At 37.9% G+C, this 17,271-nt stretch carries 19 protein-coding genes; 1 reads left to right on the forward strand and 18 read right to left on the reverse strand.

The window, feature by feature from the left end:
• Positions 1-4 precede the first annotated feature (4 nt).
• The 14 genes from MKX65_RS15430 to MKX65_RS15495 form a co-directional block, all read right to left on the reverse strand.
• Positions 5-1,195 (reverse strand): pyridoxal phosphate-dependent aminotransferase, encoded by a 1,191-nt coding sequence (locus MKX65_RS15430; protein ID WP_160547169.1) that lies wholly within the window; start codon positions 1,193-1,195, stop codon positions 5-7.
• Between the two features lie 19 nt (positions 1,196-1,214).
• Positions 1,215-1,688 carry a cell wall elongation regulator TseB-like domain-containing protein gene (locus MKX65_RS15435; RefSeq protein WP_340904472.1) on the reverse strand — a complete coding sequence of 158 codons (474 nt, stop codon included), beginning with the start codon at positions 1,686-1,688 and terminating at the stop codon, positions 1,215-1,217.
• 15 nt (positions 1,689-1,703) lie between these two features.
• A complete protein-coding gene (locus MKX65_RS15440; protein ID WP_340904474.1) occupies positions 1,704-1,874 on the reverse strand; it encodes a YpmA family protein in 171 nt (56 codons plus the stop codon).
• A 342-nt stretch (positions 1,875-2,216) separates the two neighbouring features.
• The gene (gene dinG, locus MKX65_RS15445; protein WP_160547166.1) at positions 2,217-5,015 is read right to left on the reverse strand and encodes an ATP-dependent DNA helicase DinG; all 2,799 of its coding nucleotides are present in this window, start codon (positions 5,013-5,015) and stop codon (positions 2,217-2,219) included.
• A 118-nt stretch (positions 5,016-5,133) separates the two neighbouring features.
• Positions 5,134-5,517: an aspartate 1-decarboxylase gene (gene panD / locus MKX65_RS15450; RefSeq protein ID WP_119708924.1), complete on the reverse strand. Its 384-nt coding sequence runs from the start codon at positions 5,515-5,517 to the stop codon at positions 5,134-5,136.
• Between the two features lie 30 nt (positions 5,518-5,547).
• Positions 5,548-6,393: a pantoate--beta-alanine ligase gene (panC, locus tag MKX65_RS15455; RefSeq protein ID WP_160547165.1), complete on the reverse strand. Its 846-nt coding sequence runs from the start codon at positions 6,391-6,393 to the stop codon at positions 5,548-5,550.
• Complete coding sequence (panB, locus tag MKX65_RS15460) at positions 6,390-7,226, reverse strand: 3-methyl-2-oxobutanoate hydroxymethyltransferase (RefSeq protein ID WP_160547164.1); 837 nt, start codon at positions 7,224-7,226, stop codon at positions 6,390-6,392. The genes panC and panB overlap by 4 nt, the downstream gene beginning before the upstream one ends.
• A gap of 243 nt (positions 7,227-7,469) precedes the next feature.
• A complete protein-coding gene (locus tag MKX65_RS15465) occupies positions 7,470-8,450 on the reverse strand; it encodes a biotin--[acetyl-CoA-carboxylase] ligase (RefSeq protein WP_160547211.1) in 981 nt (326 codons plus the stop codon).
• Complete coding sequence (locus MKX65_RS15470; protein ID WP_340904476.1) at positions 8,435-9,634, reverse strand: CCA tRNA nucleotidyltransferase; 1,200 nt, start codon at positions 9,632-9,634, stop codon at positions 8,435-8,437. The genes MKX65_RS15465 and MKX65_RS15470 overlap by 16 nt, the downstream gene beginning before the upstream one ends.
• A complete protein-coding gene (gene bshA, locus MKX65_RS15475) occupies positions 9,618-10,778 on the reverse strand; it encodes an N-acetyl-alpha-D-glucosaminyl L-malate synthase BshA (protein WP_160547162.1) in 1,161 nt (386 codons plus the stop codon). The genes MKX65_RS15470 and bshA overlap by 17 nt, the downstream gene beginning before the upstream one ends.
• A gap of 5 nt (positions 10,779-10,783) precedes the next feature.
• On the reverse strand, positions 10,784-11,491 hold the full coding sequence (gene bshB1, locus MKX65_RS15480) for a bacillithiol biosynthesis deacetylase BshB1 (RefSeq protein ID WP_160547161.1): 708 nt from the start codon (positions 11,489-11,491) through the stop codon (positions 10,784-10,786).
• Positions 11,481-11,903 (reverse strand): methylglyoxal synthase, encoded by a 423-nt coding sequence (mgsA, locus tag MKX65_RS15485; RefSeq protein ID WP_160547160.1) that lies wholly within the window; start codon positions 11,901-11,903, stop codon positions 11,481-11,483. Before mgsA ends, bshB1 begins: the two co-directional genes overlap by 11 nt.
• Positions 11,904-11,919: 16 nt before the next feature.
• The gene (gene dapB, locus MKX65_RS15490) at positions 11,920-12,717 is read right to left on the reverse strand and encodes a 4-hydroxy-tetrahydrodipicolinate reductase (RefSeq protein ID WP_160547159.1); all 798 of its coding nucleotides are present in this window, start codon (positions 12,715-12,717) and stop codon (positions 11,920-11,922) included.
• A 2-nt stretch (positions 12,718-12,719) separates the two neighbouring features.
• Complete coding sequence (locus MKX65_RS15495; RefSeq protein WP_160547210.1) at positions 12,720-13,043, reverse strand: MazG nucleotide pyrophosphohydrolase domain-containing protein; 324 nt, start codon at positions 13,041-13,043, stop codon at positions 12,720-12,722.
• Positions 13,044-13,307: 264 nt separating this feature from the next.
• Here MKX65_RS15495 and MKX65_RS15500 point away from each other — a divergent pair, with 264 nt between their 5' ends.
• On the forward strand, positions 13,308-14,180 hold the full coding sequence (locus tag MKX65_RS15500; protein ID WP_160547158.1) for a YitT family protein: 873 nt from the start codon (positions 13,308-13,310) through the stop codon (positions 14,178-14,180).
• A gap of 28 nt (positions 14,181-14,208) precedes the next feature.
• Here MKX65_RS15500 and MKX65_RS15505 read toward each other — a convergent pair whose 3' ends face one another.
• From MKX65_RS15505 to MKX65_RS15520, 4 genes are all read right to left on the reverse strand, one after another.
• Positions 14,209-14,889, reverse strand: coding sequence for a zinc metallopeptidase (locus MKX65_RS15505; RefSeq protein ID WP_160547157.1), 681 nt, complete (start codon positions 14,887-14,889; stop codon positions 14,209-14,211).
• A gap of 60 nt (positions 14,890-14,949) precedes the next feature.
• The gene (gene ypjB, locus MKX65_RS15510) at positions 14,950-15,744 is read right to left on the reverse strand and encodes a sporulation protein YpjB (protein WP_160547156.1); all 795 of its coding nucleotides are present in this window, start codon (positions 15,742-15,744) and stop codon (positions 14,950-14,952) included.
• 79 nt (positions 15,745-15,823) lie between these two features.
• Positions 15,824-16,420, reverse strand: coding sequence for a DUF1405 domain-containing protein (locus tag MKX65_RS15515; protein ID WP_340904480.1), 597 nt, complete (start codon positions 16,418-16,420; stop codon positions 15,824-15,826).
• A gap of 60 nt (positions 16,421-16,480) precedes the next feature.
• Positions 16,481-17,248: a menaquinol-cytochrome c reductase cytochrome b/c subunit gene (locus MKX65_RS15520; protein ID WP_160547155.1), complete on the reverse strand. Its 768-nt coding sequence runs from the start codon at positions 17,246-17,248 to the stop codon at positions 16,481-16,483.
• Positions 17,249-17,271: the final 23 nt, after the last annotated feature.

Below are 17,271 nucleotides of genomic sequence, written 5' to 3' on the forward strand. Positions count from 1 at the left end.
TATGTTAAGCCATTTTATTTTCTACGAAAGTTTTTATACGTTTAATAGCTTCTTCTAACTGGTTTAATGACGTCGCATACGAGAGGCGAATGTTATCAGGTGTTCCAAATCCAGAACCTGGTACAACAGCAACCTTTGCCTCTTCCAGTAAGCCTTCCACAAATCCATCAACTGAATCATACCCACAGGCTTGAGCCGCTTTGCTTGCATTTGGGTATAGATAAAATGCACCTTGTGGCTTCACACATGTAAAGCCAGGGATTTGTAATAACTGTTCAAAAATAATGTTTAAGCGCTCTTCAAAAGCCTTTTTCATTTCAGTAACAGGTTCCTGTGAACCGTTATAAGCCGCAATTGCGCCAAATTGAGCAGTTGTCGTTGGGTTTGATGTGCTATGACTAGCAAGATTGGTCATAGCTGCAATCACTTCACGATTTCCTGCTGCATATCCAATTCTCCATCCAGTCATGGAATGTGACTTTGACACACCATTAATAATGATCGTTTGTTCTTTTAATTCAGGAGATAGTTGAGCAATAGAAACATGTTTATTTTCTCCATAAACAAGCTTTTCATAAATTTCGTCGGAAACAATTAATACATTTTTTTGTAAACAAATTTGACCTAGCTCGAATAACTCCTTCTCTGAATACAACATTCCCGTTGGATTACTTGGAGAATTGATAATTACCGCCTTTGTCTTTTCTGTGATAGCCTCAGACAATTGAGCAGGTGTAATTTTAAATTCATTTTCTTCCAGTCCATCGATATAAACTGGTTGTCCTCCAGCTAACTTTACTTGTTCAGGGTAACTTACCCAGTATGGAGTTGGGATGATGACTTCATCACCCTCATCTAATATTACTTGAAAAAGTGTATAGAGAGCGTGTTTGGCTCCGTTTGTAACAATGATTTCTTTTGCTGTATAATCAATGCCTTGATCTTCTTTAAACTTTTCCACAATCGCAGCTAATAGCTTTGGCAATCCTGCAGAAGGTGTATACTTTGTGTGCCCCTCATTCATTGATGTAACCGCCGCATCAATGATATGCTGTGGCGTATTAAAATCTGGCTCACCAGCCCCTAAACCAATTACATCATGGCCTTCTTCCTTCAGTGCTTTTGCCTTTGCAGTAATTGCTAATGTTGTTGATGGTGTTAATGCCTTTACTCTTTTCGCTAATGCAAATCCCATTTTCCTTGCCTCCAAAAAGTTATAAATTCTTTATTTCTCTAACTTCTTCCCCTGTTTCAAAATCAATGTAGAAGTAGTTAATCTTATCGTTGTTTGAACGATAGTAAATTTCCCATAGTGGGTTGTTTTTTTCCATACCCAAGCGTACATCTATAATTTGATCTGGAGAAACTTCATTAGATAAAGTATTAATTGCTTCAGACTTTGTGATTCCATCATCTGCAGGTAAGACCACTATTTTCCCACCTTTTTCAGGAATCCAAGCGATCAGCTTTTCCCCTTTTTTATTACTACCTTGCACAACATAATACGCATTAGAACCATGGTAAAGCGAAAATTCAGTAATATCAGTTATTTCTGTTTCTTCCTTAGCGATTGCTGTAGCTCGACTTTCCGCGTCAGCAACTGGCTCAGTTGCGTTTAAATATATTTTAACTGTAATTCCTATAAGGATAATTACACCAATGATTGCAATCCAAAACCACTTCTTCATGAATTTAGCACCACTTTATGTACGATAAATTGTAAATACAGCTTTTGATTTGTCTTGTTGATCGAGAGCTAGGCCGAACATTAAATTCTCTCTTTTTAACGTCCTGTTTAAGGCATCGACTACCTTATAAAGGTCTGATGTATACTCAACCTTTACAGTTGACAATACCTCTATTTTACTTTCCACTACTGATTTCACTCCATTCTCTAATATTTGTTAGCAATAGCTTTTTCACAAAAGGTTACAATATATTTAAGCAACTGCTTATTTCTTATCAAACATTATAACAGCTTTTGAGCGAATGATATTAAATTTTTTTCTAGTTCACACACAATTTTCCCGCGCTTTATAGGCGCGGATTTTTTTATTCCTCTGACTTGGAAATAGAAATGATTTCATAATTTGTAGGCGTGAATTTAATTGTTAGAATTCCGTGCATTTAATTCATCTTCTCTTAAGTTCAAGTCAATGCTTTCTACTTCAGCAGGTATATAATACCAATTGGCTAAGATCATGCAGAGAGTAAAATTAAAGCCATTCTTCTATTATGGTTAACATTTCATTAATATCTAGAGTTTTTACTGGAACGGAAGGAATCGATTTTAAAAAGGCTTTCCCATACGTGGTTGTCACAATTCTTCGATCAAATATAATAACAAACCCTCTATCCGTGTTCTTTCTGATTAACCTTCCAAAACCTTGTTTAAATCGTAATACAGCTTCAGGCAATGAATGCTTTGAAAAAGGATTTTGACCATTTGCTTGTATTAATTCTCCTTTTGCTTCCGCAATTGGGTCGTCAGGAGGTGTGAAAGGCAATCGAACGATAATTAGGCAACTTAGAGCTTCCCCTGGTATATCAATCCCTTCCCAGAAACTGCTTGTTCCTAATAAGATTGATTTTTCAAACCGCTGAAAATTTCTAGTTAGTCTCGATCTACTTCCGCTTGTAATTCCTTGAGCAAATAGAACATAGTCATCTAACAGACCACTTTCTTTTATCAGATCATGTGTTTTCTTTAACATATCATACGAAGTAAAGAGTATAAGCATTCTACCTTTTGTGACTTCTGCAATAGAGATAATATGTTCTGTAATGGCTGCCACATAATCTGATATAGGTACCTTATTTATTTCCGGTAAATCTTCAGGAATTAAAACTTGGACCTGCTCTTTATAGGCAAAAGGAGAAGGGATATGCAGGGTACTACAATCCTTTTTCCCTAGTCCTAATGAATCCAAAACATAATCAAATGATTGATTTACTGTCATAGTAGCAGAAGTAAGTACCGCACTTTTTTTCTTCTCAAAAAAATATTCCTTTAAAAATTCAGAAATAATTACTGGTTGAGAATAGATAGTCGTTAAATTTTGCGTTGCTCTTCCATCCATTTCAATCCAGGTCACATGTGAAGGCAAAGGCTGAATAATAAGATTCTTCATTTGGGTACGAATCTGTTCAATCTCATCTAAGAACGAAATTACCTCATTCATTGTTATTTTTTGATGTTCATCAAGCGTAAATTGTTGGCTTTTTACAAAATCAACCCATTTACATAAACTCTCATGTAAATCCTTCAATAAAAACTGACATCGCTCTGCAGAAGCAACCGCCGAGTTCCAGTCTTTAGCTGATTCATCATGGGTCACTCTTTTTATTAATCTTTGGTTTCCTTTTTTAGCGTTCTTTTTAACAAATAATGCAATTGCTCTAAATAAGTCGTCTAATTCAAACTGAAGTTCAGCAATCATTTGATTCATTTGAAAAGAATGTAAAAGTTGCTCGTCGTCTTCAATAGTTAATTTCTTTAAGATTTGCTCAAATTCAAAGAAGGTTTGCCTTTGATCGGTACTACCAAACTGACTTAAAAGCATTCTTAACGATAAATAATCAATAGATTGATTAAAACTCTTGCCCACAGCTTTTTCGAAATGATGAGCTTCATCTATAATGACATATTCAAAAGGAGGAAGGATACTATTCTCTGCATTCAAATCAACCATTAACAATGAGTGATTTGTAATAATAATCTGTGCATCATTTACCCGTTGTCTAATGAGAAAATAGAAATCGTGAGATAGCCATGATCGATCATTCACGAAGGAAGAACTATCATTTTTTATTCGATTCCAGTAAAGAAGGCCACCGCTTGATAAGTTCAGCTCCTCGTAATCACCTGTTATTGTTTGTGTTAGCCATACTAAGATTTGCATCTTAGTTAAGCTTGTGTCGTAATTATCTTCCTCTTCGTATAAAGATTGGTGAAACTTTTCGAGACTTATATAATGGTGTCTCCCCTTTATGAGTACTACTTCTAGAGGGAAATCCACCATTTTTTTTAACAAAGGAATATCTTTTGATAGCAGCTGTTCTTGAAGTTGTGTCGTGTACGTACTTACCACAATCTTATGATTTGTGTTATTAGCAAATATCGCTGCTGGTAACAAATAAGCCAATGATTTACCGACCCCTGTTCCAGCTTCGATCAGAGCATGACGCTCCTCTTGAAAAGCTGAATACACATGGTCGAGCATTTGAACCTGCCCATCTCGCTTCTCATAATCCTTAAATGCCTTTTGAAACATTGCTTCTTTTTCTTCGGTCGTGCTTGGATAGATTCCCTCTGAAGGATGATCTATCTCCTCTAATTCTTCTTTCTTCCTCAAAACAAGACCTTGAAATATTTCCAGTCCTTCAGGCATCACGTCTCTTGCGCTAGACTTACCTAGTACATACTCATCTAGCAACAAGGCGATGTCACTTTTTAAGCCCCCAGAGAGCTTTAAGAGCTGCCTTAAAGTGACTTCAGGAAGACCCTTTAACAAATTAATTAAAATAAGGAATAACTCAGCTGTTACATATGCATCACTATCCGCCTGATGTGGACGATCATGTGCCAGTCCCTCTTGAATCGAAAGGTCGGTTAATTTAAAACTATCAGCCGTAGGAAAGACTATTCTTGAAAGCTCAACTGTATCAATAACAGGTCCAAAAAATCCTTCATACCCTGAATCAATTAACTCTTCCTGAAGAAATGAAAGGTCAAATAAAACATTATGAGCGACAAAAAAAGCACCATCTAGTAATTGTAAAATTTTCGGTGCTATCTCAGAGAAGGTTGGCGCGTCCTTTAACATGTCATTATTAAGACCCGTCAACTCCTCGATAAAGAGAGGGATAGGTTTATGTGAACTTACCAAAGAAGAAAACGTTTCTTTAATTTCACCGTTTTCAACCACTACAGCGGCAAATTGAATAATTTTATCCCCTTTTTTCGGTGAATTTCCTGTGGTTTCTAAATCTACTACTACAAAACGATTTGTCATTCGTCACACCTCGAACATTCATTCAATCAAACGGTAACACAAATTTGCCAAAAGAAAAAGTAGAAGCCATTGATTGAATTGAATATGGCTATGAAAAAACCCCCTGTGGAAGGGGGAATTATCGTATCGTTCTTTCTGGTTCCGCATGAAGTAATTCTACAATTTGATTTTGCTCATTCATAATGGCTACTTTCGGTTCGTGGGAGGCAACCTTATCTTCAGCAACTAATGCGTATGAGATGATGATCACTACGTCGCCTTCTTGGACTAATCGTGCTGCTGCTCCATTTAAGCAAACCACACCACTACCTCTTGTTCCAGGGATAATATATGTTTCAAATCTTGCTCCATTATTATTATTCACAATTTGTACTTTTTCATTAGCAACCATACCTACTGCATCTAAAATATCTGTATCAATGGTAATGCTTCCAACATAATTTAAATTCGCTTCCGTAACTCTTGCGCGATGGATTTTTCCGTTCATCATCGTACGAAACATAGTCATTTCTCCTCTCCGTCTACTATTTATCTATAGCGTGATTACCAGATTATCTATTAAGCGAGCATTTGAAAACTTCACTGCAAGAGCGATGATGAATTTCCCCTCTAGAATCTCTAGGTTTTCCAGTTCTGGATAAGAGTAGATTTCTATATAATCAACCGCTCCTGATGAGTTCTTACTTATTGTATTTTTCATGTTGGAGATGATTACTTCAATATCTCTTTCACCTGCAAAGATTTGTTTTTCAGCTTCTTTTAAACTTTTATAAAGAACAGATGCTTCCTCTCGCTCTTTAGACGTTAATCTTACATTGCGGGAGCTCTTTGCTAATCCATCCTCTTCCCTTACCGTTTCTACAGGAATTAATTCAATTGGAAAATGGAGATCAGTAATCAACCCATCCACGACCGCTACCTGCTGCGCATCCTTCATACCAAAATACGCACGAGTTGGCTGTATAATATGAAAAAGCTTCGCTAATACAGTAGCAACGCCATCAAAATGGCCTGGCCTTGTGCTTCCGCAAAGGACATCAACCCTCTTTTGAACAACAAGTGTAACAGAAGGCTTCGATGGATACATCTCTTCAACAGATGGATAAAAAATATAATCTACCTTTTCATTTTTAGCTATTTCACGATCTCGCTCAAAATCACGCGGATAAGCATCAAGGTCCTCATTCGGTCCAAACTGTAATGGATTGACAAATATACTCATAATTACAATATCATTTTCTTCTCTTGCTTTATTTACTAAACGGACATGCCCCTCATGAAGGTAGCCCATAGTTGGGATATAACCGATTGAAAGCTTGTCATTTTTTAGCGCTTGAACTTCCTGTTGCATTTGTGAAATTGAGGTAATTACTTTCATCTTTCTCCTCCATACAGAACTATTAACTCTTCTTCTTTCATGGAAAAGCTTTGATCATCTGAAGGAAATTGACAGCTCTTCACCTCAGATACATAAGCTGAAATTCCTTTAGTAGCTACCTCATCTACATTTCCATATGTCTTCACAAATTTTGGAACTCTATTGACACCGTAAGTAATTACATCATGATAGACAAGAACTTGACCATCTACCTCCACACCTGCACCAATCCCGATGACGGGAATAGATAATTGCTTCGTGATTTCCCTTGCTAGTTGCTTTGGTACACATTCTAAAACAAGCATAAATGCGCCTGCTTCTTCACAAAGCTTCGCGTCATGTATTATTTTTTGTGCCGCTTGAGCATCCTTGCCTTGAACCTTGTAACCACCTAACACAGCTACTGACTGAGGGGTTAGACCCAAATGTGCACAAACAGGAATTCCTGCATTAGTTAAAGCTTGGATATGTTCAAGTACTCCATCTGCACCTTCAAGCTTTAGAGCCTGTGCTCCGGTTTCTTGAATCATCTTTGCGCCAGTGATTAATGTATCACGGACGGATAAATGATAGCTCATAAAAGGCATATCGACAACTGTAAAAGTATTGGAAGCTCCACGTCTTACTGCTTTACTGTGGTGAATCATATCAGCTGTTGTTACTGGAATGGTGGAATCATACCCTAACACAACCATTCCTAATGAATCACCTACAAGGATCATGTCTACTTCACAACCTTCTGCATGTTTTGCCGAAGGATAATCGTACGCGGTTAACATAACGATTTTCTCACCATTTTTTTTCATACTTCTAAAATCATTCAACTGTTTCATATACATTCTCCTTTCCCGGAGAGGAACAAAACATTTGTATACAATATAAAAAGGAATCCTAAAAATACACAGAAGGATTCCTGAAAAATTTGTTGTTTTGTTTATCCCTCTGTCCCGGTCCATCTTTGGATCTAGGCAGACTACTTATAAAATTTTGTATTTACACAAATGGTGCAGTTCACCGTGGATACTGCCCGACGCTTCAAATTATAGCAAAAACCTTTTAGATTATCTATTCACAAATTAGTGAAGTTCTATGTCTGCGGAATAAATTTGATGTATTTCACCTAATGCATCTTCTACATTCAGCACACCCTCATCGGTAATTCCAAGAGCTTTTCCACTAATAGAACCATTCAAGGTTCTTGCTGTGATTTCTTTTCCGACACTTATTGCATAGCTTTCCCATAATAACTTAATAGGATAAAACCCTTTTTCTAAAAAAAGCATGTATAAGGTTTCAAACTTTTGGAATATGACTTTTATTATTTCAGCTCTGTCAAGTTCCTTCCCTTCCTTCGCACGTAAGGAAGTAGCAATTTGACGCAGTTCAGGGGGAAAATCATCTTCTGTTTGATTAATATTCAAACCCATCCCGATGATCACCGAAATAATTCGGTCCGCATCTGCCTGAAGTTCCGTTAATATCCCTGTCACTTTTTGTTGCTCAACCAGAATATCATTCGGCCATTTAATTTGCGGAGTTAATGTAGTTGTTTCTTCAATTGCTTGTACAATTGCAACAGCAGTAAGTAAAGTAAGCTGTGGTGCTCTTTGAATGGGTATTTTCGGTCTTAAAATAAGGCTCATCCAAATTCCCGTAGATTTTGGAGAATGCCAAGCACGATCCATTCTGCCTCTTCCACCTGTTTGTTCCTCGGCAATCACAACGGTCCCTTCTACCGCCCCTTCATGCGATAACAAATGGGCGATCTTTTGAGTAGAATCAACCGTTTCTTCATAATGAATAACTTTACCTATGAACTCTGTCTTCAACCCCAATTGTACGCGATCAGCTGAAATACTTTTTGGCAAGTTTAAGATTTTATATCCTTTTTTCCTAACGGCCTCTAATTCAAATCCTTCTTTTCTTAAATCCTCGATATGCTTCCATACAGCGGTTCTAGAACAACCCATTACATCTGCTAAATACTGTCCAGACACATACTCTTGCTCGGAGTTCGTAAATGCCTCAAGAAGCTTTTTCCTTAATTCAGACTGCATTTTGTCACCCATTCTTTAATAACCTCATTGTCATTCTCAAGCCTACCATTTAGAATTTCTGTTTCAATTTCCTTAAGTACATCCTTCACCCACGGCCCTGCTTTTTTCTGTTTCCATTCAATTAGGTCTGAGCCTGATACTTTTATATCCGCTAAAGAATGAATAGGCAGTGCGTCAATGATTACTTGAAGTCTGTCTACTGCAAAGGAATCAACCTTACTTTGGTAAGCTTGGTAAATCTTCTCCACTTGAAGCGCCGTCTCTTTTCCACAAGCATATACGGAATCAATTGACCAGCTATTTCTAAAGCGTTCACTTAACCATTTCGACATATAGGAAATCTGTTGAACTCTTTTATTCGAGAATCTAAATGAGCTAAGGAATTGTTTAATCTCTTTTTCACCTTTTTGTATAAGATGTGAAAATAAAGCCCATTTTTCATCAATGAATAATGAATGTATTTGCAATTGGGAAAGTTCCAACAAGGCTGCTTTTTTATCAGGTAATCCCGGTATGTATTTATATATTTCCGTGTCTATCAGCAATTGAATGCCTTGAGACGTATGATATCCACTGAGCAGTTTGTCTAATTCAGCTGCAATTCTTTCAACCGCAATATGTGTAAGTAGGTGTTTATTGTCCTTTATCCCTTGGTATGTATCCGATTCTAATACAAAACCCAGCTTGCTAACAAACCTGATTCCTCTTAGCATACGAAGCGCATCCTCTGAAAATCGCTCACTGGCCATTCCTACGGTACGAATGGTTTTAGCTTCGATATCTACTATTCCTTCAAAGGGATCAAGTATCTCCCCAAAACGATTCATTCCCACCGCATTCATGGTAAAATCACGCCTAGCTAAGTCTTCTTCAATGGATCGAATAAATGTTACGGAAGTTGGTCTCCGAAAATCCACATAATCTGACTCAGAGCGAAAGGTTGTAATTTCATACGAATGGTTATTGTGCAGAACCATGACCGTACCATGTTCAATACCCAGGTCAATTGTTTTTGGAAATATCTCTTTAATTTCACTAGGTGTCGCAGAAGAAGCAATATCAATATCATTGATTGGAAGACCTAGTATATAATCACGCACAGAGCCTCCCACAAAGTATGCTTTAAACCCATATCTTTCGATTAACTCAAGGACTGGAATCGCTGACTTAAACGGTTCTTTCATATGGTTGTTCACCACTTTGCAATAAACTTTTATATAAGTCTTCGTATTGCTTCACGATCGTCGTCGCTTGAAATTTCCCTCTTACAAGCTTAACAGAGGCTTCTGAAAACTGTTGATGCTTCTGTGGATGTTGTAGAAGATCAATGGCCTTTTCAGACATATCCTCTATATCACCAAGTTCACAAATATACCCACTTTGTCCATGGTCGATTACTTCAGGTATACCTCCTACATTAGTTCCGATACATGGGACACCACACGCCATCGCCTCTAATGCAACTAATCCAAAGCTTTCTTTTTCAGATAATAAAAGCATGAGGTCACTAATAGAGTAAAGCTCCTCTACACTGTCTTGTTTCCCTAGAAACAATACTTTATCTGCAATATTTAGCTTTTTAACTAGTTTACAAACGACCATCATTTCTGGGCCATCGCCTACAAGTAGTAACTTTGCAGGAATTCTTTTTGTAATCTTCTCAAATGTACGAACAACATCCTGTACCCTTTTCACTGGTCGAAAATTAGACACATGAATGATGATCTTTTCTTCCGGAAGTATTCCATACTCTTCTTTAAGATGAGAGGACTCTGATCGTTTATAGACCCGTTCATCAATAAAGTTATAAACCGTGTCGATTTTTTTATCAGGATTTATTAGATCGTATGTTTGACTAATCAAAGATCTAGACACTGCTGTAACGATATCTGATTTCTCAATTCCAAATCGAATAGCATCCGTTAATGAAGGATCATACCCCAATACAGTAATATCCGTACCGTGTAGTGTAGTGACAATCTTTACATCCCTTCCACTCATTTGCTTTGCTAAAATGGCACAAACAGCGTGCGGAATTGCATAATGCACATGAAGAAGGTCCAACTCTTCACGGTTGATCACCTCCGCCATTTTGCTAGCTAAAGCAATATCGTATGGTGGGTATTGAAAAACCGAGTATTGGTTTACCTCTACTTGGTGGTAGTACACATTATGGTACATCCTATTCAACCGAAATGGGAGACTCGAAGAAATGAAATGAATCTCGTGCCCATTTTCTGCCAACATCTTCCCAAGTTCTGTAGCAATAACTCCCGAGCCCCCTACTGTTGGATAACAGGTGATACCTATTTTCATTTTTTTATTCATGGTTGTTATTCTCCTAGTAAATCACGATTGAGTAAAATTGGAGCTCTTACTTTAAACCCTTCTGCGTAAAGAGTTCCAACTTCTTTACCATATAAACGCTCCCTTGCCTCCAAAGCTGGAATATAATTATTCGTAAGCGGTGTGTCTACGCTATCCGCTTGCTTTGTAAACTGACTCTTATATGCCTCTAGACTTTCTTTCTTCTTTTCATAGGTGTTCGACACATCGATGACGAAATCAGGAGTAGAAAATCCGTTAATCATATAGTAGTAAAGCTGCTTAGGTCGATAGGCGCTATCATCAAACCCTGTCTGAAACTTTTGAATGCCCGCAGAAAAAAAGGCTTCTTCCACGATTCTTGCACAGTTTCCATGATCAGGGTGACGATCTTTTCCATAGGGAACAAAAACAATCTCCGGTCGAAACTTCCGAATGATATGAACGACTTGACGAATCGCTTCCTCAGTTAATAATAAACCTCGATCTGGAAGATTTAATGTAATTCGTTCTTTTACACCGAGAATATCTGCCGCTTTCATTGCTTCTTGTTGGCGAAGTTCTACTGTTCCGTTACTTGAAAGCTCAGCTTTTGTTAAATCACAAATTACGACTGTTTTCCCTTCCGAAGTGTATTTTGCGACAGTTCCAGCCATGCCAATTTCCACATCATCTGCATGTGCTCCAAAGGCTAGGATATGTATATTATTTGTCATTGCCCTCACCTTGTTCTTGATGGATGATGTCTCTCCAAGCAAGGTCACCACGCTCGAGTCCTTTTATTAGAACTTCCGCCGTTCCAATATTAGTTGCTAACGGTATGGAATACACATCACAAAGGCGTACTAACGCGGTCACGTCTGGTTCATGCGGTTGCGCCGTAAGAGGATCTCTAAAGAAGAACACCATATCCATTGTATTTTTAGCGATCATTGCCCCAATCTCTTGGTCCCCGCCAAGTGGTCCTGACTGGAATCGCTGAATCGACAATCCCGTTGCTTCCATAATTCTTAGGCCAGTTGTTCCCGTTGCAAACAAGGTATGCTCTTCTATAATTTCTTTATAGGCAATTGCAAAACGTACTAACTCATCCTTCTTATTATCATGAGCAATTAAGGCAATGTTCAAAATAATTCCCCCCTAGTTATTCAATAATATTTTCTAAACCATAAACAAACACATTTAGCTTCATCACTGAGTCAACTGCCAGCTTCACACCTGACATAAACGACTCACGATTATAGGAGTCATGGCGAATGGAAAGGGTTTGACCTGATGAACCAAACATGACCTGTTGATGGGCAATTAACCCAGGTAGACGAACGGAATGAATATGCATTCCCTCATAATTTGCTCCTCTTGCTCCAGACAACGTTTCTTTTTCGTTTGGATGCCCTTGCTCTTTATAATCCCTTTCTTCTGCAATCATCTGGGCCGTTTTCAAGGCCGTTCCCGATGGTGCATCTAGTTTTTGATCATGGTGTAACTCAATAATCTCAATATCTTGGAAGTATCTACCTGCAAGTCGCGCAAATTTCATCATTAATACTGCCCCAAGAGCGAAGTTAGGGGCAATAATACAGCCTCTTTTTTGGTCATCACAAAGACGTTCTAGCTCTTTTAATTGATCATCAGAAAAACCGGTCGTACCAACAACCGGTCTAACGCCATGTAGTAGAGCGGTTTTTGCATGGTACATTCCAAATTCAGGTGTTGTTAAGTCAACTAATACATCAGGTTTAACTGTATTGAAACATTCTTCAATATCCGTAAAAATAGGTGCATCTGCCGAGTGAAACCCTACATCACTAAGCTTCAATCCATTATTCTTATAATCTATTGCTCCAACAAGTTCATATTCCTCCGTATTCATAACAAGCTTTACTGCTTCAGTACCCATTCTTCCACGAGGTCCTGCGACTACTACTTTAATCTTTTCCATAATTATTCCCCTTCCGTTTCAATTCTTGTCCATCGATTTTTATCTCGTGTATTAAACTTCTCGATTACACGGTTATGGGATTCTTCTAAATCAATATTCAGTGAGTTTGCAAAGCAAATGAGAACAAATAACATATCTCCAAGTTCTTCTTCAATCGTATTTTCTTTCTCCGATGCTTTTTTTGGTTTCTCACCGTAATAATGATTTACTTCTCTAGCTAGTTCACCAAGTTCCTCAGTCATTCTTGCAAGCATTGCAAGTGGACTAAAATACCCTTCCTTAAACTGGCTTATGTATGTATTTACCTCTTCTTGCAGTTGCGTCATTGTCTTCTTACTGTTTTCCAAAGGTATTCACCTCATATCATATCGTGTGCAGCCATTTTTCTCTACACCTAATATTACAATGTTAGCTAAAAGGTCCACTATTTACAAATATTTTAAATTAGGGGAAAAGGCTTATTAATCAAAATAGCTGGAACGAGTGATTCTCTTTAGAGGATTATTGCGTTTAAACTTCCATTTCACTTATAATTAATACGGCCTGTGTACAAGCTTAAAATTTTCCATTTTTAAAGTGAGGTAAATACAATGCTTTTTTCTCTAAAGATAAAGAATATATTCTTCATCCTATTAGGTTCAGCCATCTTTTCTTTTGGAATTGTCCATTTTAATATGCAAAACAATTTAGCCGAAGGTGGGTTTACTGGCATCACTCTTTTGCTTTATTTTCTATTTAACTGGGATCCATCCTATGTAAATCTGCTTCTAAATATCCCCCTATTTTTCATTGGGTGGAGGTTATTGGGCAAAAATGTCTTTTTATATACACTTATTGGTACGGTAGCTGTATCCGTGTTTTTATGGATTTTTCAGCGATATCAAATCAATATGCCACTTAAAGACGATCTAACTCTTGCGGCTCTTTTTGCGGGTGTATTTATCGGTGTCGGCCTAGGAATTATTTTCCGTTTTGGAGGAACTACTGGTGGTGTTGATATAATTGCTCGACTCGTACATAAATACATAGGCTGGAGTATGGGGAAGACAATGTTTTTATTTGATGTGGTAGTTATTACACTATCCCTAATTTTCTACTTAACCTACCAAGAAGCGATGTACACCCTTGTCGCCGTATTTGTGGGTGCTAGAGTCATTGATTTCATGCAAGAGGGAGCTTATTCTGCAAGAGGGGCCATCATTATTTCTGAGAAGAACCAAGAAATTGCAGACAAAATTATGACCGAAATGGAACGAGGTGTTACCGTTCTTAAAGGCCACGGTTCTTACTCTAAGCAAGAAAAGGAAGTTCTTTACTGCGTTGTTGGTCGAAACGAGATCGTTCTATTAAAACGGGTCATCACTTCAGTGGATCCTCACGCATTTGTTTCTGTTACAATGGTGCATGATGTATTAGGAGAGGGATTTACATTAGATGAAAACAAACGCCCCATTGAGCATTAAAAAAACAGCCAAGTGGCTGTTTTTTTGTTTAATCTTCACTTCTTGCCATACCAGTATAGATCAATACTAAACGTACTAGCTCAAGAACAGCTACTGCTGCTGCTGCAACATATGTTAATGCTGCTGCATCAAGCACGCGCTTTGTTTCTCTTTCTTCATCATTACGAATGATTCCCATTGAAACCACTTGGTCCATCGCACGATTGGAAGCATTGAATTCTACTGGCAGAGTTACAACCTGAAAAACAACAGCTGCTGCCATGAAAACAATTCCTAATAAAAGTAACCCACTAATTTGAGCAAAAATACCAACCATAATTAATATCCAAGAAAGGTTTGAACCTAAATTCGCAACAGGAACTAATGCATGTCTAAAGCGTAAGAACGCATAATTCTGGTCGTCTTGAATCGCGTGTCCAACCTCGTGTGCAGCGATCGCAGCTGCTGCAACAGAGTGACCGTGATAATTCTCTGAAGAAAGTCTTACTGTTTTTACTCTTGGATCATAATGATCTGTTAAATGTCCTCGAGTCTCTTCCACACCGACATGATATAGACCGTTGGAATCCAAAATTTTCCGAGCTACCTCTGCACCAGGCATATGGGAAGAAGCAGCTACTTTTGAATATTTTGCGTAAGCTCTCTTCACTTTAAATTGAGCCCAAAGTGGAACCAAAATAATCAAAGCAAAGTAAATAAGGGTTGTCATTATGTTCCTCCAATTCAAAACTAGTTGTTACCCCAATTTTATTATTGACCATAAATGATGTCAATCTTTTAGCTCTCTTGAGCGGTTTTTCTCCCGCCTTTGATTTTTTTCTCCGGCATACTTTCTAAATCCTACATAAGATAAAGTTGCGACAATAATACTACCAGTTGTAAAGATAACCCACCAAAGGGAAGGATCCGCTTCATCTTCCGTCATTCCTTCAAAAATACTCTTTAAATCACTTTCTATTGAATCTAAATCCTTCATACTACTTTCCTCGGAAAGTATTTTCGGCCGATAATGATCGATATAATTGATTTTTGTATCAAGTCTTTGGACTTTTTCGGATCTAATATCGAGTTTTAAACTAGGATAAATCATTTGATATAATGACAGGAAAGAATTTAATTGCTCATGAAACCTCTCTGAATGTCCACTTTTGACCGCTTCCTTAACACCACCAAATACCATAAGTACTTGACCTTCCATCTCGGTCCAAAGAGGTTGCCCCCCTGTATTAATGGCGTCCATAACTAGACGAAACTTTGTTACTTTATTTACAATCTCTGAATGTTCCAGTGAATCATTAGCTGTTGCCTCTAACGCTTCATTATGTGCGACCGTTACAATCCGTAGTTCATCCATCGAAAATGGTCTTTGGTCCATGCTAATGAATTCTTCAGAAAAATACAAAAGAAGCTTATGAGCATCATCGTATCGCGATGATCTCACCATTTGTAGGGCTTCATCTGAGATTGAGTTTAACTTATCGATAGGCGACGTCTCATCTGCATGTATCGTTATAGGAAATAGTAGAATCAATATACATATAAATATAACAACTCTTGCTTTCATACTTGTCCCCCCTCTTTATACTATTAAATGTTATGTATGGGAGGACAAGGTTAGACCATAAAATATCAACTAGGTAAACTCAAATTGTTAGTTCCATTTTCTTGCTGTTTCCTCTTACCACAAACCAATAGGCAAGCGCTAAAGATACTATACTTAACCAAAATGTAAAATAACCAATTTGAGGTATATAGTCATCTAGCATATGATATCTAGGCAGCATTTTAAACACATAATCTATCACGTCATTATGTAGTGTCCAAATACCCGTTACAATTAAATGCCACGCCTTAAAACGGTAAAAAGGTGCATACAATAACCCCTGTAAGGCCATTGCACCATGCGATAGCATAAGCATATAACCGATTATATCTAATTCACCAGACACAACTAAAACAAGGTAGTTCATAACGACTGCCCAAATACCATACTTAAACAAGGTCACCATAGCTAAAGCCTCAAATAAAGGCCAGTTTTTCCCTAGTATAAAAGCAATTAATACAAATACAAAAAATAAACATGCTGTTGGGCTGTCTGGAACAAAAATTAAAAAAATCGGTGGTGTTTCAGCTAGCTGATACCGGTACCAATAATAGGCGTAGATGGTCCCTAGAATATTAACTACAAGTAAGAACCAAAGAATCGTTCGATGGGTTAAAAAATAGTAAATCCACTTCATCATGCACACCTCGCTATCATTTGAAAAAAGCTGGCATATACTATGCCAGCTCTCAGGTTATTATTCACTTTTAAGAGAAGAGACAAACTCTGCAAGAACTTCTAACTCTTCATCAGTTCCTTTAAACATTCCAGCAGGCATAGAGCCTCTACCATTTTTAGCAATATCCTTAACATCATCAGCAGTTAATTCATTACCAACTAAAGCTGGATTTGGGCCTCCCCCTTGGAGATCGCCACCATGACATGCTAAGCAGCCATTTTGATCGAGAAGCTTATAGCCGTCAGACTCTTGATCAAACTCGACCTCAGCAACGATTTGACCTTGAGCTTTAGCAGCTTCCCAGTCATGTGTTGCAACAGATTCCCAAGTTAAGAATGTGATCGCTGCAAGAGCTAATAACATAAAACCAGTTGCTAATGGACGTTTAGAAGGACGACGTTCAGGTCCACGGTCGATAAATGGTGCTAACAATAATCCACCAAATGCTAAACCAGGAATAATAAATGCCCCAATCGCATTGTATGGTCCTGAAGCATAGCTATACTTTAACAATTGGTATAAGAATAAGAAATACCAGTCTGGCAGTGGAATATATGCCGTATCTGTTGGATCAGCCATTTTCTCTAGAGGAGATGGATGAGCAATAGTTAAACATAAGTATCCAATAAGGAAAACTGCTCCTACCATCCATTCTTTGAGAAGGAAGTTAGGCCAGAATGCTTCCGTTTTGCCAGGAAATTCCGAGTAGTCTTTCGGAATATTCGGTTTGCGTTCAGCAGGTACACGAGAATCACCTACGAACTTCATACCTTTTCCACGATGCATACAACAATCCCCCTCCTTTTTTA

It is taken from the genome of Robertmurraya sp. FSL R5-0851 (genome assembly GCF_038002965.1).
GTDB classification, from domain to species: domain Bacteria; phylum Bacillota; class Bacilli; order Bacillales; family Cytobacillaceae; genus Robertmurraya_A; species Robertmurraya_A beringensis.

Bases quoted from the DNA above. Each gene is read 5' to 3' on its own strand.
- MKX65_RS15430 (WP_160547169.1), bottom strand. From the start codon at position 1,195: ATGGGATTTGCATTAGCGAAAAGAGTAAAGGCATTAACACCATCAACA.
- MKX65_RS15435 (WP_340904472.1), bottom strand. From the start codon at position 1,688: ATGAAGAAGTGGTTTTGGATTGCAATCATTGGTGTAATTATCCTTATA.
- dinG (WP_160547166.1), bottom strand. From the start codon at position 5,015: ATGACAAATCGTTTTGTAGTAGTAGATTTAGAAACCACAGGAAATTCA.
- panD (WP_119708924.1), bottom strand. From the start codon at position 5,517: ATGTTTCGTACGATGATGAACGGAAAAATCCATCGCGCAAGAGTTACG.
- panC (WP_160547165.1), bottom strand. From the start codon at position 6,393: ATGAAAGTAATTACCTCAATTTCACAAATGCAACAGGAAGTTCAAGCG.
- panB (WP_160547164.1), bottom strand. From the start codon at position 7,226: ATGAAACAGTTGAATGATTTTAGAAGTATGAAAAAAAATGGTGAGAAA.
- MKX65_RS15465 (WP_160547211.1), bottom strand. From the start codon at position 8,450: ATGCAGTCTGAATTAAGGAAAAAGCTTCTTGAGGCATTTACGAACTCC.
- MKX65_RS15470 (WP_340904476.1), bottom strand. From the start codon at position 9,634: ATGAAAGAACCGTTTAAGTCAGCGATTCCAGTCCTTGAGTTAATCGAA.
- bshA (WP_160547162.1), bottom strand. From the start codon at position 10,778: ATGAATAAAAAAATGAAAATAGGTATCACCTGTTATCCAACAGTAGGG.
- bshB1 (WP_160547161.1), bottom strand. From the start codon at position 11,491: ATGACAAATAATATACATATCCTAGCCTTTGGAGCACATGCAGATGAT.
- dapB (WP_160547159.1), bottom strand. From the start codon at position 12,717: ATGGAAAAGATTAAAGTAGTAGTCGCAGGACCTCGTGGAAGAATGGGT.
- MKX65_RS15495 (WP_160547210.1), bottom strand. From the start codon at position 13,043: ATGACGCAACTGCAAGAAGAGGTAAATACATACATAAGCCAGTTTAAG.
- MKX65_RS15500 (WP_160547158.1), top strand. From the start codon at position 13,308: ATGCTTTTTTCTCTAAAGATAAAGAATATATTCTTCATCCTATTAGGT.
- MKX65_RS15505 (WP_160547157.1), bottom strand. From the start codon at position 14,889: ATGACAACCCTTATTTACTTTGCTTTGATTATTTTGGTTCCACTTTGG.
- ypjB (WP_160547156.1), bottom strand. From the start codon at position 15,744: ATGAAAGCAAGAGTTGTTATATTTATATGTATATTGATTCTACTATTT.
- MKX65_RS15515 (WP_340904480.1), bottom strand. From the start codon at position 16,420: ATGAAGTGGATTTACTATTTTTTAACCCATCGAACGATTCTTTGGTTC.
- MKX65_RS15520 (WP_160547155.1), bottom strand. From the start codon at position 17,248: ATGCATCGTGGAAAAGGTATGAAGTTCGTAGGTGATTCTCGTGTACCT.